Origin of the sequence: Zeimonas arvi (genome assembly GCF_008039575.1) — a bacterium.
Taxonomy (GTDB): domain Bacteria; phylum Pseudomonadota; class Gammaproteobacteria; order Burkholderiales; family Burkholderiaceae_E; genus Zeimonas; species Zeimonas arvi.
In genome coordinates, this window is sequence record NZ_VDUY01000004.1 from 353,171 (window position 1) to 368,269 (window position 15,099).

A 15,099-nucleotide genomic window follows, 5' to 3' on the forward strand; every position below is an offset into this window, starting at 1 on the left:
AGCGTCGCGCAATAGGCTAAAATCAAGAGTTTCCTGGAAAGGCGACAGCCCTCGGGCGCCCGATCCGGCTCATTCTGGTTCACCTGGCAGATACGTCATGACTGACTCATCCAAGCCCGCGGACAGTTCCCGCCGGACCGCAATCGCACTCACCTGCGGCGCCGGCGCCGTCGGTGGCGTCGCGGTCGCGATCCCCTTCGTCAGCACCTTCGCTCCCTCCGAGCGGGCCAAGGCCGCCGGCGCCCCGGTCGAGGTCGACATCGGCGGGATGAAACCCGGCGAGCTCAAGCGCGTCGAGTGGCGCGGCAAGCCGGTCTGGGTCGTTCGCCGCACCGAGGAAATGCTTGCCACCCTCGAAAAGACCGAGCCCAAGGTGGCCGATCCCGACTCGCAGCGCACCGCGTATCCGACCCCCGACTACGCGAAGAACCAGTACCGGTCGATCAAGCCGGAGTATCTGGTGGTGGTCGGGATCTGCTCGCACCTGGGCTGCTCGCCGGTCGAGAAGTTCAACGCCGAGGGCGACCCTTCCCTGCCCGGCGACTGGGAAGGCGGCTTCCTGTGCCCCTGCCACGGTTCCACCTTCGACCTGGCGGGCCGCGTCTTCAAGAACAAGCCGGCGCCCGACAACCTCGAGGTCCCGCCGCACATGTACCTGTCGGATTCGAGGATCCTGATCGGCGAAGACAACAAGGCCTGACGGAGCAGCGAGAACATGGCGCAGGAAAAACAAGTCGAAACCACCGGCCTGCTCGGCTGGATCGATCAGCGCTTTCCGCTGACGGCCACCTGGAAGGCGCATCTGTCCGAGTATTACGCCCCGAAGAACTTCAACTTCTGGTACTTCTTCGGCTCGCTGGCGATGCTGGTCCTGGTGCTCCAGATCGTCACCGGCATCTTCCTGGTGATGCACTACAAGCCCGACGCCGCGCAGGCCTTCGCTTCGGTCGAGTACATCATGCGTGACGTGCCCTGGGGCTGGCTGATCCGGTACATGCACTCCACCGGCGCGTCGGCCTTCTTCGTGGTCGTCTACCTGCACATGTTCCGCGGCCTGATCTACGGCTCCTACCGCAAGCCGCGCGAGCTGGTCTGGATCTTCGGCTGCATGATCTTCCTGGCCCTGATGGGCGAGGCCTTCATGGGCTACCTGCTGCCCTGGGGCCAGATGTCCTACTGGGGCGCCCAGGTCATCGTGAACCTGTTCTCGGCCATCCCCTTCATCGGCCCCGAGCTGTCGATCTGGATCCGTGGCGATTACGTGGTGTCCGACGCCACGCTGAACCGCTTCTTCTCCTTCCACGTCATCGCGGTGCCCCTGGTGCTGCTGGGCCTGGTCGCCGCGCACATCGTCGCGCTGCACGAGGTCGGCTCCAACAACCCGGATGGCGTCGAGATCAAGGAGAAGAAAGACGCCAACGGCGTGCCTCTGGACGGCATTCCCTTCCATCCGTACTACTCGGTGCACGACATCCTGGGCGTCGGCGTCTTCCTGATGGCCTTCTCCGCGGTGATGTTCTTCGCGCCGGAGTTCGGCGGCTACTTCCTCGAGTACAACAACTTCATCCCGGCCGACCCGCTGGTCACCCCGCCGCACATCGCGCCGGTCTGGTACTTCACGCCGTTCTACTCGATCCTGCGGGCCACCACCGCGGACTTCCTGCTGTACTGGATGATCCCCTTCCTGGCCATCTTCGCGCTGCTGCTGCTGGTGAGCGCGCGCAACAACCTCACCCGGCTGATCGGCATCGGCGCCTGCGGCGCGCTGATCCTCGGCTTCCTGGTCGTCGACGCCAAGTTCTGGGGCGTGGTCGCCATGGGCGCCTCGGTCATGATCCTGTTCGCGCTGCCCTGGATCGACAACAGCCCGGTCAAGTCGATCCGCTACCGCCCGGGCTGGCACTGGTACGTCTACGCGATCTTCGTCGTGGTCTTCCTGGTGCTGGGCTACTTCGGGACCCAGGCGCCGTCGCCGACCAACGAGCTGTTCTCCAAGATCGGCACCCTGATCTACTTCTCGTTCTTCCTGCTGATGCCGTGGTGGAGCAAGATGGGTCAATTCAAGCCGGTGCCCGACAGGGTTAGGTTCGTCGCGCACTGAGCACAGGGAAGCCTCGAAGATGAAGAAGATCGTCAAGTCCCTGGCCGCACTCGCGGCGGCCCTCGTCGTCGGTTCGGCCTCGGCGGCCGGTGGCGGCTACCCGCTTGATCCGTTCCCCTCGGAGAAGCTGACCCAGCAGCCCGCCCTGCAGAACGGCGCCAAGCTGTTCGTCAACTACTGCCTGAACTGCCATGGTGCGGCGCTGATGCGCTACAACCGGCTCACCGACATCGGCCTGACCGAAGAGCAGATCAAGAAGAGCCTGCTCTTCACCTCGGACAAGGTCGGCGACCCGATGAAGATCGCGATGCGCCCGGCCGATGCCAAGGAGTGGTTCGGCGCCCGGCCGCCCGACCTCTCGGTGATCGCTCGCGCGCGTTCCTCCGCCGCGGGCAGCGGTTCGGACTGGCTCTACACCTACCTGCGCGCCTACTTCCGCGACGGCACCCGCGCAACCGGCTGGAACAACGCCCTGTTCGAGAACGTCGGCATGCCGCACGTGTTCTGGGAGCAGCAGGGCGCGCGTGGCGCCACGCTCGAGGAGATCAAGGAGGTCAAGGACGAGAACACCGGCAAGCTCACCGGCTTCGTCAGGCATGTCGTGAACTTCGACGCCAACGGCGTGCGCACCGAGAAGACCGAGCCGCTGCAGGGGCTCAAGCACCACGCCTCGCGCACCTGGACCCTCGGCAAGCCCGAGGGCGGCACGATGTCGCAGGCGGCCTTCGACGATTCGGTCGGCGACCTGGTGGCCTACATCACCTACATGTCGGACCCCACCGCGCAGAAGCGCATGCGGCTCGGCGTCTGGGTGCTGCTCTTCCTCGGCGTGTTCACCATCTTCGCCTGGATGCTGAACCGCGCCTTCTGGAAAGACATCAGGTAGTCCCCCGTCGCATGGCAGATCGCAGGGTGGGTCCGGCGGACTCACCCTGATGTTTTTTAAGACTGTCCCAAGGGACGTCCTTCAGGAATCTCGATCATGATGGTGTTGTACTCCGGCACGACCTGCCCGTTTTCCCAGCGCTGCCGCTTCGTGCTGTTCGAGAAGGGGATGGACTTCGAGATCCGCGATGTCGACCTCTACAACAAGCCCGAGGACATCTCGATCATGAATCCGTACGGCCAGGTGCCCATCCTGGTCGAGCGGGACCTGATCCTGTACGAGTCGAATATCATCAACGAGTACATCGACGAGCGCTTCCCGCACCCGCAGCTGATGCCTGCCGATCCGGTGATGCGCGCGCGGGCGCGCCTGTTCCTCTTCAACTTCGAGCGCGAGCTGTTCATCCACGTGCAGCAGCTCGAGCGCCGGGACCAGCCGAAGGACGCCGCGAAGCTGATGGAGAAGGCGCGCCAGCAGATCCGCGACCGCCTGACCCAGCTCACGCCGATCTTCATCAAGAACAAGTACATGCTGGGCGAGGAGTTCTCCATGCTCGACGTGGCGATCGCGCCGCTGCTCTGGCGGCTGGACCACTACGGCATCGAGATGCCCAAGTCGGCCGCGCCGCTGCTGCGCTATGCGGAACGGATCTTCTCGCGCCCGGCCTACATCGAGGCGCTCACGCCTTCCGAGAAGGTGATGCGGCGTTGAGCGCGTCGGCCCGCTGCGCCGCTGGCTGGCCCGGGCGCGCGGAGCCGGCGGTCCGGCCTTCGGCCGGACTTCCCTGCGTTGCTCGGCCACCTGGCCTGGCGCGCAATTCGCTGCGCTCACTGCGTTCGCTTCGCTCGAACAGGGCGCGCCAGGTCAGAGGAACGAAGCGCGCTTTGCGCGCGGCCAGGTGTCCTGTGCTACTCGGCGCCAGCGACGCGCGCCCGGGCCAGGCCGCGGCGCACCGGGCCTGTTCCCGCGGGAAAGCCGTGGCGGCGATTGCGAGCGTGGTGCAGATCGATTTCAAGGCGCCGGCACCGGCGCGACGCAGCAAGGAACACTGACATGGGCCTTTCGACGAAGCCCTACCTGATCCGTGCGATCCACGAGTGGTGCACCGATAGCGGTTACCGCCCGTACATCGCGGTGAGCGTGGACGAGCACACCATCGTGCCGCGCGAGTTCGTGCGCGGCGGCGAGATCGTGCTCAACGTGTCGCCAGCGGCCACCAATCGCCTGCGGATCGGCAACGACCTGATCGAGTTCGAGGCCCGTTTCGGCGGCGTGGCCCGCGCGGTGTCCATCCCGATCGACAACGTGTCGGCCATCTACGCGCAGGAGACCGGGCAGGGGATGGCCTTCGAGGTGCCCAAGCCGCTGGCCCTGGCGCCCGAGCCCGAGGGCGCCCCCGGTGCGCCGGCTTCGGGGCCGGTGCTGGTCGAAGCGCCCGTGCCGCGGGCTGAAGCGTCGCAGGAGGGCAGTCCCGCAGGGCCCGCCCCGGTGCGCAGGCGGCCCAGGCTGGCTGCGGTGCCCGCGCCGGAAACGGCTTCGCCCGAGGAACCGGTTGCGCCGGGGGACGAGCCCCAGGATGCCGAAGCGCCCAAGCCCTCGAAGCGACGCCGCAAGGCGCCGGCCGGGAAGGCCGAGGCCGCTGCGGCGGCCGCCGGGACCGAGCCCCCGGTCGCGCCGGCTTCCGGACGGGCCGGAAAGGGCGCTCGAGGCGCGAAAGCCGACAAGGACGAGCCCGCCTCGACGCAGCAAGGCGGGTCCGACGACGAATCTCCCACGCCGCCGCCCAAGGGCCCGCCCAGGCTCACCCGGGTCAAATAGGCCCGGTGCCTCGTCCAGGCAGCGCGCCGCTCGCGCCCCAGGACCTCCCCACCGCGATCTGGATCGCCTCGGCGAGGATGCTCCGGTCGCCAATGTGATTGGCCAGCAGCAGCACCAGGCGCGCGTTCATCGCGGCGGCCTGCGCCTCGTCCATCTCGCGCTGGCTGTCCATCAGCTCCTTGTAGAAGCCGTCGGGGTCGGGGATGTTGGGCGTGCGGGTCAGCGGCATCTGATTCTTCCGGGGTCTGGCAGGCGGATCGTTCCTTGCGGGCGGGTCGGATGCGGCAGGCGAACCGCCTGCCTCAGCCAGGCATGGCCAGCGCCCGCGCGAGCGCGGCGCGGATCTTGCCGGCGTCGAAGCTGCGCCAGCGCGCGGCCACGTACTGGTCGGGGCGGATCAGGTAGCAGGTGCCGGGCTTCGCGTCGTAGCGCGCGGCCAGCAGGCCTTCGCTGTCGCGGAAGTCGCGGCCTTCGCACAGCAGGATGGGTCGCACCGTTCCCACCGCAAGCGCATCCACCGCGCTGCCGTCCATTGCGGCCGAGGAGGCCGCGGGCGCGCCGAAGCACAGCACGGTGAAACCGTCGCCCAGCATGTCGAGCAGCCAGGCCGGCCTGCCCTCGCGGGCGACGGGCGCGTCGGCGCAGTTGGTGCCGGGGCGCATCGCGCCCTCGAATGGCGACGCGTCCGGCGTGTTCAACGGTGAATCCGGATAGGGCGTGGGCGTCGACAGCCGGCCGCTGTTGACCAGGCCGCGCGCGAAGGGCTCGCTGCGGGCCAGGTCGAGGACCGCGTTGCGGTAGACCAGGCTGGCGGCGTTCTTCGGCGAGATGAAGTCGGTGGCCCGGGTCGAGTTCAGGATGTTGTCGTCGGCGGCCAGGGCGCGCTCGTCGTGGTAGCTGTCGAGCAGCGCCTCGGGCGCCTGGCGCTGGATCACCAGCGCGAGTTTCCAGGCCAGGTTGTCGGTGTCCTGCACGCCGCTGTTGGCGCCGCGCGCCCCGAAGGGCGAGACCTGGTGCGCGGCGTCGCCGGCGAAGATCACCCGGCCGTGCCGGAAGCGGTCGATGCGCCGGCAGGCGAACTGGTAGATCGACACCCACTCCAGCTCGAACCCGGCGTCGGGGCCGAGCATCGCGCGGATGCGCGGGATCACGTTCTCGGGCTTCTTCTCCTCGACCGGATCGGCGTCGGGACCGAGCTGGAAGTCGATGCGCCAGACGTCGTCGGCCTGCTTGTGCAGCAGCACCGACTGGCCGCGGTGGAAGGGCGGGTCGAACCAGAACCAGCGCTCCGGCGGAAAGCCTGCCTTCATGATCACGTCGGCGATCAGGAATCGGTCCTGGAAGACCTGGCCGCTGAAGGCCGCGCCGACCATGCCGCGCAGCGTGCTGTTCGCGCCGTCGCAGGCAACGATCCAGTCGGCATGCGTTCGGAAGCTGCCATCGGGGGTTTCCACCCTCAGCGACACGTGGTCCGGCTTCTGCTCGAGCGCGACGACCTTGTGCTTCCAGCGCAGGTCGATGCCCGGGTGAGCCCCGCAGGCCTCGACCAGGTACTGCTCCAGGTAGTACTGCTGCAGGTTGATCATGGCCGGCAGCTTGTGGCCGGTCTCGGGCAGCAGGTCGAAGGCGAACACCGGGTCTTCGCGGAAGAAGACCTTGCCGACCTTCCAGTTCACGCCCTTCTCGACCATCCGGCTCGCGCAGCCCAGGCGGTTCCAGATCTCGAGCGGCCGCTTGGCGAAACAGATCGCCCGCGAGCCCACGCTCACCGTGTTGTTGTCGTCGAGCACCACCACCTGAAGGCCGCGCGCGGCCAGGTCCAGCGCCGCAGTGAGCCCTACCGGACCGGCGCCGACCACCACCACCGGGTACCGCTGCGGCCCGCCCAGCGACTGCTCGGGCGAGGGCCGGTACGCGAATTCGGGATAGGTGAACGTCTGCTGCATGCCTGCCTGTCTCCTCGTTGCCGGCGCATGCCGGTCCGGCTCAGCCCGCGAATTCCTTCTCGTGCATCCAGGCCGCGTGCTTGGGCGCGCGCTTGGTGCGCGACCATTCATCGAGCATCGCCCATTTCACCTCGTCGAGTTTCGCATGCATTTCGGGCGTGCCGACGTCCGCGGCCAGTTCGAGCCGATGGCCATTGGGGTCGAAGAAGTAGATCGACCTGAAGATCGTGTGGTCGGTGGGACCGATCACGTCCACGCCATTCGCCTCGAGCCGCGCCTTCGCCTCGTGCAGATCCTTCTCGCTGTCCACCTTGAACGCGATGTGCTGGACCCAGGCTGGCGTGTTCGGGTCGCGGCCCATGGGCGGCGATTGGGGGATCTCGAAGAAGGCCAGGATGTTGCCGCCGCCCGCATCCATGAACAGGTGCATGTAGGGGTCGGGCTCGTGGGTGGAGGGCACCTGGTCCTCGGCGATGGCGAGCACGAAGTCCATGTTCAGGTTCTTCGTGTACCACTCCACGGTTTCCTTGGCATCGCGGCAGCGGTAGGCGACGTGGTGGATGCGGTCGATCTTCATGTCGGGTCTCCTCTCGGGTTGGCCGGACGATGCCGGCCGGGGGTGTGCGGTCGATGCTTAAATCGTAACGAAAGTTACCATTTATGGTCAAGCCCCCGGAGCGACGCAGCGACAAATAAATGTAGGTCTTGTATCGGATCGGCTGCTCCGGATATATTGCCTGAATGTCACCAAAGTTACCGTCTGATTCGCCTGCAGGCGCGCTCAAGCTGCAGGACTTCCTCCCCTACCGGCTGGCGGTGCTCGCCGAGTCGGTCAGCCGCTCGATCGCCCAGGTCTACGCCGAGCGATTCGCGCTGAGCCGCGACGAATGGCGGGTGCTGGCCGCGCTGGCCGAGACCGGCTCGATGAAGAGCCGCGACGCGGCGCTCTACGCCACGCTCGACAAGATGCAGGTCAGCCGCGCGGTGGCCGGCCTGGAGCGCAGCGGGCTGATCGCCCGCGAGGAAGACGCCGGGGACCGCCGCAACCGGATCCTGAGCCTGACGCCTGCGGGGCGCGCGCTGCTGCGCAAGCTGACCCCCATGGTCCAGGCGCGCGAGGCCTTCCTGCTCGAGGCGCTCGATGCGGACGAGGCGGCCGTGCTCGACCGGGCGATCGACCGGCTGCTCGAGCGCTCTCGGCAGCTGGAGCGGCAGGGGTGACTCTGGAAGGAAGGGAGGAGGGGGAAGAAAATGGTGCCGCGTGGCGAGCGCGGGAGCGCGTTGGCTTAGAATCTGCCTCTGGATCAGCGTTTCGCCGCTTTAGCTCAGTTGGTAGAGCAACTGATTTGTAATCAGTAGGTCGTCAGTTCGAATCCGACAAGCGGCACCACCTTTCACCGTCCACGGGCCTTCCTTCCGGGCCGGCTCGCGGCGATTGTCGATGCGGCGCGCGCCCGGCGACGCGTTTTCGCCTGGCGAGGCGTCCGCACCCTGGGAGCCGCCATGACGTCGACCGAGCAACCGCCCGACGGATACCCCGCCGGCCTGATCGAATCCCGGATGCTGATCGGCGGCGAGTGGGTCGACGCCGCCGACGGCCGCACCCTCGACATCGAGGCGCCGGCCCGCAAGCTGGCCATCGGCCGGGTGCCGCGCGGCGGCGCCGCCGACGTCGACCGCGCGGTGCGCGCGGCCGCCGCGGCCTTCGACGACTGGCGGCGCCGACCGGCGCGCGAGCGCGGCGCGCTGGTGCTGAAGATCGCCGAGGGGCTCGCCGCGCGGGCCGAGCGCATCGCCCGCACCCAGGCGCTGGAGACCGGCAACGCCTTGCGCACCCAGACCCGTCCCGAGGCCCTGCTGGCGGCCGACGCCTTCCGCTACTTCGGCGGCCTCGCCGGCGAGACCAAGGGCGAGACCATCCCGCTGGGCGAGAACACGCTCAGCTACACCCGGCGCGAGCCGATCGGCGTGGTCGGCGCGATCGTGCCCTGGAACGCGCCGGTGTCGCTGTCGGCGATGAAGATCGCGCCGGCGATCGCCGCCGGCAACACGATCGTGCTCAAGGCGGCCGAGGACGCGCCCCTGGCGGTGTTGCTGATCGCCGAGGTCTGCGCCGAGCACCTGCCGCCCGGCGTGGTGAACGTGATCACCGGCTACGGCCCCGAGGCCGGCGCGGCCCTGGCCGAACATCCGATGGTCGGCAAGCTGTCCTTCACGGGCTCCACCCAGGTGGGCAAGCTGGTGATGCACGCGGCGGCCGAACGCATCGTGCCGGTGTCGCTCGAACTGGGCGGCAAGAGCCCGGCCATTGTCTATCCCGACGTGATGGACGACGGCGGCGACTGGGCGGTCGACTGTGTGATGGCCTCGATGCGCTTCACTCGCCAGAGCCAGTCCTGCACGGCGGGTTCGCGGCTCTTCCTGCACGAATCGGTCTACGACCGCTTCCTCGAGAAGCTCGCCGCGAAGGCGCAGGCCTTGAAGATCGGCGATCCGCTCGACGAGGCCAACGACGTGGGCGCGCTGATCAACGGCAAGCAGTTCCGCCGGGTCTGCGACTACATCGAGGACGGCCTGGCGCGCAATCCGGGCCGGCTCGTCTGCGGCGGCCTGCCGCCCGGAGAAGGGCCGCTGGCGCGCGGCTGGTTCACCATTCCCACGGTCATCGCCGGCGTGTCCAACGAGTGGCGGCTCGCGCGCGAGGAGATCTTCGGCCCGGTGCTGGTCGCCATTCCCTGGAAGGACGAGGAAGACGCGATCCGCATGGCCAACGATTCGCACTATGGCCTGGCGGGCTACGTGTTCACCCGCGACCTGGCCCGCGGCCTGCGCGCCGCGCACCGGATCGAATCGGGCTGGGTCCAGGTGAACCAGGGCGGCGGCCAGTCGCTCGGGCAGCCCTACGGCGGCTTCAAGCAGAGCGGGCTGGGCCGCGAGTTCTCGCTCGACGGCATGCTCGAGAGTTTCACCCACCGCAAGGCCGTCACCGTGAACCTGGCGGCCTGACGAGGGACGCTCCCTGGGCCCGCCCTCGCAAGACTGCCTGATCGAGCGCGGCCCGCAGGGCGCGCTGCTGCGGCTGGCCGGCGCCTGGCGGCTGGCGCGCCTGCGCGAGCTGGAGTCGGCCTTGCGCGACTGCGGGGCCGCCGGCGGCATCGACGCGATCGACGCGATCGACGGCTCGGCACTCGAGGCGCTCGACACTGCCGCCGCGCTGCAGCTTTGTCGCTGGTTGCGCGCGGCCGGCCTTGAGCCGCGCGAGCTCGCGCTGCGCGATTTCGACCCCAGGCACGAACGGATCCTGCGGCAGGTGAGCGAGGCCACGGACGCGCTTGCGTCCTCTCTTCGAGGGCCCCCTGCCGCGCCGCTCGCGCAGCTGGGCGCCGCCGCCCACGCGCTGGGCGAGATGCTGCTGGGTCACCTGTCCTTCCTTGGCCTGGTCGTGGTCGAGCTGGGCCGCGCCCTGGTTTCGCCGCGGCGGCTGCGGATGCGCGAGCTGGTCACCCAGGTCTCGCGGGTCTGCATCAGCGCGGTGCCGGTGGTGGCGCTCGTGACCGCGCTGATCGGGCTGGTCTTCGCCTACCTGCTGGGCCTGCAGGCCGAGCAGTACGGCGCCAACATCTTCGTGGTCGATGGCGTGGCGCTGGGCATGACCCGCGAGTTCTCACCGCTGATCGTGGCCACGATCGTGGCCGGCCGGTCGGGCGCCTCCTTCGCGGCGCAGCTGGGCACGATGCGACTCAACGAGGAAACCGACGCGATCCGCGTGCTGGGCCTGTCGGTGGCGCAGGTGCTGGTGATCCCGCGGGTGCTCGCGCTGGTGATCTCGCTTCCGCTGCTGGTCTTCGTGGGCGACCTGGCCGGGCTGGCCGGCGCCGCGCTGATCGCCGACACGATGCTCGACATCACGCCGTCGACCTTCGTCGCGCGGCTGCACGAAGCGCTCGCGCCGCGCCACGCGATCATCGGCCTGGCCAAGGCGCCGGTGTTCGCGCTGCTGATCGCGGTGATCGGCTGCCGGATGGGCATGACCGGCGCGCGAGACACGCGCACCATCGGCATCCACACCACCGCCACCGTGGTGCAGGCGATCGTCGGGGTGATCGTCATCGATGCGCTGTTCGCGGTGGTGCTTCAGGAAATGGGCCTGTGAGCGCCGCGCCGGTGATCGACATCCGGGGTGTGTCGACCCGCTTCGGGCGCCAGGTGGTGCACGACGGCCTCGATCTGAAGATCGGGGCCGGCGAGCTGGTCGCGATCATCGGCGGCAGCGGCACGGGCAAGTCGGTGCTGCTGCGCGAGATCGTGGGCCTGCACCGGCCGGACGCGGGCACGGTGAAGCTGCTGGGGGTCGACGTCTGGCATGCGCCGGAGGCCGAGCTTTCCGCGATGCGCCGCCGCTTCGGGATGATGTTCCAGGACGGCGCGCTGTTCTCCTCGCTGACCGTGGCGGCGAACGTCGAGGTGCCGCTGCGCGAGTCGGGCCTGGCGCCCGAGTCGATGATCGCCCCGCTGGTGGCCCTGCGGCTCGCGCAGGCCGGCCTGCCGGCCGATGCCGGCGAGAAGATGCCCTCGCAGCTGTCGGGCGGCATGCGCAAGCGGGCCGCGATCGCCCGCGCGCTGGCGCTGGAGCCCGAGGTGCTGTTCCTCGACGAGCCCACCTCCGGGCTGGACCCGATCACCGCCCGGGCCTTCGACGGCCTGCTGCGCGGGCTGTGCGACGATCTGGGCATCACGGTGGTCGTGGTCACGCACGACCTGGACACGCTGCTGACGATCGCCAAGCGGATCGTGGTGCTGGGCGGCGGCCGCGTCGCCGGCGACGGCACGCCGGCGCAGGTCATGGCCAGCGACGATCCCTGGATACGCGAATACTTCTCGAGCCGTAAGATGCCGGCTGCGGAAGTTCCCGACGGACCCTGAGCATGGAACCGGAATCCCGATACACGCTGGTCGGCGCCGCGGTGCTCGCGCTGGCTGTCCTGCTCGCCGCGGCGCTGGTGTGGCTGAGCGGCGAGGACGGCAGCGATCACCAGTCCTACATGATCCACTTCGAGAAGCAGTCCCTCGACGGCCTGCAGCTCGGCAGCGACGTGAACATGCGCGGGGTGAAGGTCGGCCGGGTGCAGGCCTACGAGCTCTCGCCGCAGAACATCAACCAGGTCGACGTCACGATCCGGGTCGGCCGCGACACGCCGGTCAGCGTGAACACCACGGCGAACGTCTCCCGCAACCTGGTCACCGGCCTGGCGCGCATCGACCTGGTCACGCCGGGCACGCCCGGCCCGCCGCGGGTCACCGTGCCGCCGGGGGAGGACTTTCCGGTCATTCCCGAGGGCATCTCGGGCCTGAGCCAGATCGCCGACGCGCTCGGCCGCGTGGCCGCCACCGGCGAGTCCGCGCTGGCCAATCTCGACCGCCTGCTCAGCCCGCCGAACCGCGAGAAGGTCATGGAGACCGTGATCGCGGTGCGCGACCTGGTGAGCGGCCTCGAGAGGCGACTGGAGCGCCTGGACCTGATGGCCGACAGCGTCCAGCAGACCTCGAAGGCCTTCCGTGACACCGCGATCGCCTTCCAGGGCACGGCGCGCGCCCTCGAGCAGACCGGCCGGGAGACCTCGGAGGCCGTCGCGCGCGCCGGCGCGCAGATCCAGCCGCTGTCGGAACAGGCGCGGGCGGCGCTGGCCGACCTGTCGTCGGCGGCCCGCTCGCTCGAGCGCGAGTCCAGCGCGATCGTCGCCCGGCTCGAGACCGCCACCGATGCCGGCGCGATGGAACTCAGGGTGACCGCCCGCGAGTTGCGCGGCAGCGCCGAGTCGCTGGCCAGGGCGGCCGAGCGCCTGGGCGACCCGGCGGCGGCGCTGCTGGGCCCGTCCGAAGGGCAGCTCGGGCCCGGGGAGAAGGAACGATGACGATCCGCAGCGACATGGCCAGGCGCGCGCTGCTGCGCGTGTTGCCGGCAGTTCCGGCGCTGGGGCTCGCCGGCTGCTTCGGTGGCGGGCGCATGCCGCACGTCTGGTGGGAGCTCGACGACGCGCGCGCCGACGAAGCGGGCCGGGCCGAGCCGGATGCGGCCCGGGCGAAGTTGTCGATGCTGGTGGAGGGCGTGGCAGCCGGCGCGCGCTACGACGGCACCGCGCTGCTCTACAGCCGCGGTGCCGGCATGCGCGCGCCCTACCAGTACGCGAGCTGGACCGAGCGGCCGGCGGCCAGGCTGGCGCGGCTGGCCCGTCGGCGCCTGCAGGCGCGGGGCGGGTTCCGCGACGTGTCGCTGGCCGAAGCAGGCACCGCGCCCGAGCTGCTGCTCACGCTGACGCTGGAGACCCTGCACCACGAGCTGGCGCCCGATGTGGAAGGGGGGCAGGGGGGCATGCTCAGGCTGGCGGTGTCGGCCCAGCTGCTCGACTGGCGCGCGCGCCGGCCACTGGCCTCGCGCGCTTTCGACCTGGCCGAGCCGGTGGCGAGCGCCGACGCCGCTGGCGCGGTGCGGGCGGCCGGGCGCGCGGTGGCGGGCCTGCTCGATGCGCTCGCGCCCTGGGTCGAGACGAGCGCCGCGGACTATCGCGTCAGCGGCGTCCGCCCACCAGCACCGAACTGACTGCCCAGCTGATGAGGCTGTAGAGGATCGCTGCCAGGATCGCCCAGCCGAAGCTGTTCACCGAGAAGCCCTCGAGGATGCGCGCGGCGAACCAGAACAGGAAGCCGTTGATCACGAAGGTGAACAGGCCGAGCGTGAGCAGGTTCACCGGGAGCGTCAGGACGATCAGGACCGGGCGGATCACCGCGTTGAGCAGCCCGAGCACCAGCGCCACGACGAGCGCGGCGCCGAATCCGGCGACCTGCACCGCAGGGATCAGCCAGGCCAGCAGCAGCAGGCTGGCCGCGTTGACCGCCCACCCGATCAGGATGCCCATGTTCAGCGCACCAGCAGGACCGGCACCTGCGATAGCTCGATGACGCGCATGGCCACCGAGCCGACCACCAGGTCCTTCAGCGCGCTGCGGCCCTTCGAGCCGAGCACGACCAGGTCGAAACCGCCTTCCTTGCCGGCGTTGGCGATCTCTGTCGCGACGTGGCCGGTGCGGATGATGGCGTCGTGCTTCGCGGCGGCCTTGTCGAGCGCCTTGCGGGCGTCGGCGAGGTCGGCCTCGCCCATCTCGCGCAGATAGTCGTCGACCGCTTCCTTGCCGACGAAGCGCCTGGCGCTCCGCAGCGCCACGTCGTCGTGCACGCTGATCAAGGTGATCGAACCCGGCTCGGCGAGCTTGCCCAGCAGGTCGATCGCGTAGTTGACCGCGCGCAGCGCGTTCTCGGATCCATCGGTGGCGACCAGCAGTTTCATCGTTTCAGGACTCCTCAGGTTTCACGGTTCGGTGCGCGCATTCCCGGCCACTCGGCCCTGCCGTCCACGTCCAGGCCGAACAGGGCCAGCGCCCGGGCGCAGCTGTGGTCGACCATCTCGGCGATCGAGGCGGGCCGGTGGTAGAAGGCGGGCAAGGGGGGAAACACCACGGCACCCATTTCGGTCGCGGCGGTCATGTTGCGCAGGTGAGCGAGATTGAAGGGCGCTTCGCGGACCATCAGCACCAGCCGCCGCCGCTCCTTCAGGGTGACGTCGGCGGCCCGGGTGACCAGGTTGTCGGCCAGGCCCAGCGCCACGCCGGCGAGCGTCTTCATCGAGCAGGGGGCCACGATCATGCCCATCGTGTCGAAGGAGCCCGACGCGATGGTGGCGCCGATCTCGCGGATGCCGTGGTTCACGTCGGCGAGCGACTCGATCTCGCGCCGCGGCCGCTCCAGCTCCTGCTCGATGGTCAGCCAGCCGGCCGGCGAGACGACCAGATGGGTTTCCACGCAGCAGCCCCGCAACAGCTCGAGCAGGCGCACGCCGTACACGGCGCCGCTCGCTCCGGTGATCGCGACGATCAGGCGCCGAGGATTCATGGCCGCATTCTAGCGGACGCCCGTCGCCGGGCCGTCCGCCGGTGGCGAATGCCGCCCCTCGGCCGGCCTTCTCAGGCGACGGCTTGCTGCGGGATGATCTTCTGCAGTTCGCCTGACTGGTACATCTCGTACATGATGTCGGCGCCGCCGACGAATTCGCCGTTGACGTACAGCTGCGGGATCGTGGGCCAGCTCGAGAAGTCCTTGATGCCCTGGCGGACGTCGTCGTCGTCGAGCACGTTGACGGTGACGAGGTTGGTCACGCCGCAGGCCTTGAGGATCTGGACCGCGCGGCCGGAAAAGCCGCACTGCGGGAACTGGGCCGTGCCCTTCATGAACAGGACCACCGGATTCTCGGCGACGGTCTTGGCGATGAACTCTTTTGCTTCCATGGTGCCCTTCGA

General features: G+C 69.2%; 18 protein-coding genes and 1 tRNA gene. 12 read left to right on the forward strand and 7 right to left on the reverse strand.

Annotated features, from left to right (window positions below):
* Positions 1-97: 97 nt before the first annotated feature.
* The 5 genes from petA (at position 98) to FHP08_RS12050 (ending at position 4,805) form a co-directional block, all read left to right on the forward strand.
* Positions 98-700 (forward strand): ubiquinol-cytochrome c reductase iron-sulfur subunit, encoded by a 603-nt coding sequence (gene petA / locus FHP08_RS12030; RefSeq protein ID WP_147704694.1) that lies wholly within the window; start codon positions 98-100, stop codon positions 698-700.
* A 15-nt stretch (positions 701-715) separates the two neighbouring features.
* Entirely contained in the window at positions 716-2,101 is a 1,386-nt protein-coding gene (locus FHP08_RS12035; RefSeq protein WP_147704695.1) for a cytochrome b, read from the forward strand.
* A 19-nt stretch (positions 2,102-2,120) separates the two neighbouring features.
* The gene (locus FHP08_RS12040) at positions 2,121-2,987 is read left to right on the forward strand and encodes a cytochrome c1 (protein ID WP_147704696.1); all 867 of its coding nucleotides are present in this window, start codon (positions 2,121-2,123) and stop codon (positions 2,985-2,987) included.
* A gap of 96 nt (positions 2,988-3,083) precedes the next feature.
* Positions 3,084-3,698: a glutathione S-transferase N-terminal domain-containing protein gene (locus tag FHP08_RS12045; RefSeq protein ID WP_147704697.1), complete on the forward strand. Its 615-nt coding sequence runs from the start codon at positions 3,084-3,086 to the stop codon at positions 3,696-3,698.
* Between the two features lie 342 nt (positions 3,699-4,040).
* Complete coding sequence (locus FHP08_RS12050; protein WP_147704698.1) at positions 4,041-4,805, forward strand: ClpXP protease specificity-enhancing factor; 765 nt, start codon at positions 4,041-4,043, stop codon at positions 4,803-4,805.
* Here FHP08_RS12050 and FHP08_RS12055 read toward each other — a convergent pair.
* The 3 genes from FHP08_RS12055 to FHP08_RS12065 form a co-directional block, all read right to left on the reverse strand.
* Positions 4,798-5,034, reverse strand: a complete 237-nt coding sequence (locus tag FHP08_RS12055; protein WP_147704699.1) for a DUF2783 domain-containing protein — start codon at positions 5,032-5,034, stop codon at positions 4,798-4,800. The genes FHP08_RS12050 and FHP08_RS12055 overlap by 8 nt on opposite strands.
* 73 nt (positions 5,035-5,107) lie before the next feature.
* Entirely contained in the window at positions 5,108-6,751 is a 1,644-nt protein-coding gene (locus tag FHP08_RS12060) for an FAD-dependent oxidoreductase (protein ID WP_147704700.1), read from the reverse strand.
* A gap of 40 nt (positions 6,752-6,791) precedes the next feature.
* Complete coding sequence (locus FHP08_RS12065; RefSeq protein ID WP_147704701.1) at positions 6,792-7,328, reverse strand: VOC family protein; 537 nt, start codon at positions 7,326-7,328, stop codon at positions 6,792-6,794.
* A 164-nt stretch (positions 7,329-7,492) separates the two neighbouring features.
* Here FHP08_RS12065 and FHP08_RS12070 point away from each other — a divergent pair, with 164 nt between their 5' ends.
* The 7 genes from FHP08_RS12070 to FHP08_RS12100 all read left to right on the forward strand — a co-directional run bounded on the left by FHP08_RS12070 (position 7,493) and on the right by FHP08_RS12100 (position 13,349).
* Entirely contained in the window at positions 7,493-7,972 is a 480-nt protein-coding gene (locus FHP08_RS12070) for a MarR family winged helix-turn-helix transcriptional regulator (protein ID WP_147704702.1), read from the forward strand.
* A 93-nt stretch (positions 7,973-8,065) separates the two neighbouring features.
* Positions 8,066-8,141: transfer RNA gene (locus FHP08_RS12075), tRNA-Thr, on the forward strand.
* 113 nt (positions 8,142-8,254) lie between these two features.
* On the forward strand, positions 8,255-9,757 hold the full coding sequence (locus FHP08_RS12080) for an aldehyde dehydrogenase family protein (RefSeq protein ID WP_147704703.1): 1,503 nt from the start codon (positions 8,255-8,257) through the stop codon (positions 9,755-9,757).
* 121 nt (positions 9,758-9,878) lie between these two features.
* Positions 9,879-10,904, forward strand: coding sequence for an MlaE family ABC transporter permease (locus FHP08_RS12085; protein ID WP_147704704.1), 1,026 nt, complete (start codon positions 9,879-9,881; stop codon positions 10,902-10,904).
* Positions 10,901-11,674 (forward strand): ABC transporter ATP-binding protein, encoded by a 774-nt coding sequence (locus tag FHP08_RS12090; RefSeq protein WP_147704705.1) that lies wholly within the window; start codon positions 10,901-10,903, stop codon positions 11,672-11,674. Before FHP08_RS12085 ends, FHP08_RS12090 begins: the two co-directional genes overlap by 4 nt.
* Positions 11,675-11,676: 2 nt before the next feature.
* A complete protein-coding gene (locus FHP08_RS12095) occupies positions 11,677-12,663 on the forward strand; it encodes an MlaD family protein (protein ID WP_147704706.1) in 987 nt (328 codons plus the stop codon).
* Positions 12,660-13,349: an ABC-type transport auxiliary lipoprotein family protein gene (locus FHP08_RS12100; protein ID WP_147704707.1), complete on the forward strand. Its 690-nt coding sequence runs from the start codon at positions 12,660-12,662 to the stop codon at positions 13,347-13,349. The genes FHP08_RS12095 and FHP08_RS12100 overlap by 4 nt, the downstream gene beginning before the upstream one ends.
* On the opposite strand, the gene FHP08_RS12105 is transcribed toward FHP08_RS12100, so the two are convergent.
* The 4 genes from FHP08_RS12105 to grxD all read right to left on the reverse strand — a co-directional run bounded on the left by FHP08_RS12105 (position 13,318) and on the right by grxD (position 15,087).
* Positions 13,318-13,665: a phage holin family protein gene (locus FHP08_RS12105; protein ID WP_147704708.1), complete on the reverse strand. Its 348-nt coding sequence runs from the start codon at positions 13,663-13,665 to the stop codon at positions 13,318-13,320. The two genes, FHP08_RS12100 and FHP08_RS12105, sit on opposite strands and share 32 nt — an antisense overlap.
* Positions 13,666-13,667: 2 nt before the next feature.
* Entirely contained in the window at positions 13,668-14,093 is a 426-nt protein-coding gene (locus tag FHP08_RS12110; RefSeq protein ID WP_147704710.1) for a universal stress protein, read from the reverse strand.
* Positions 14,094-14,107: 14 nt separating this feature from the next.
* Positions 14,108-14,695, reverse strand: coding sequence for a UbiX family flavin prenyltransferase (locus FHP08_RS12115; RefSeq protein WP_147704711.1), 588 nt, complete (start codon positions 14,693-14,695; stop codon positions 14,108-14,110).
* Positions 14,696-14,766: 71 nt separating this feature from the next.
* Complete coding sequence (gene grxD / locus FHP08_RS12120; RefSeq protein ID WP_147704712.1) at positions 14,767-15,087, reverse strand: Grx4 family monothiol glutaredoxin; 321 nt, start codon at positions 15,085-15,087, stop codon at positions 14,767-14,769.
* Positions 15,088-15,099 lie beyond the last annotated feature (12 nt).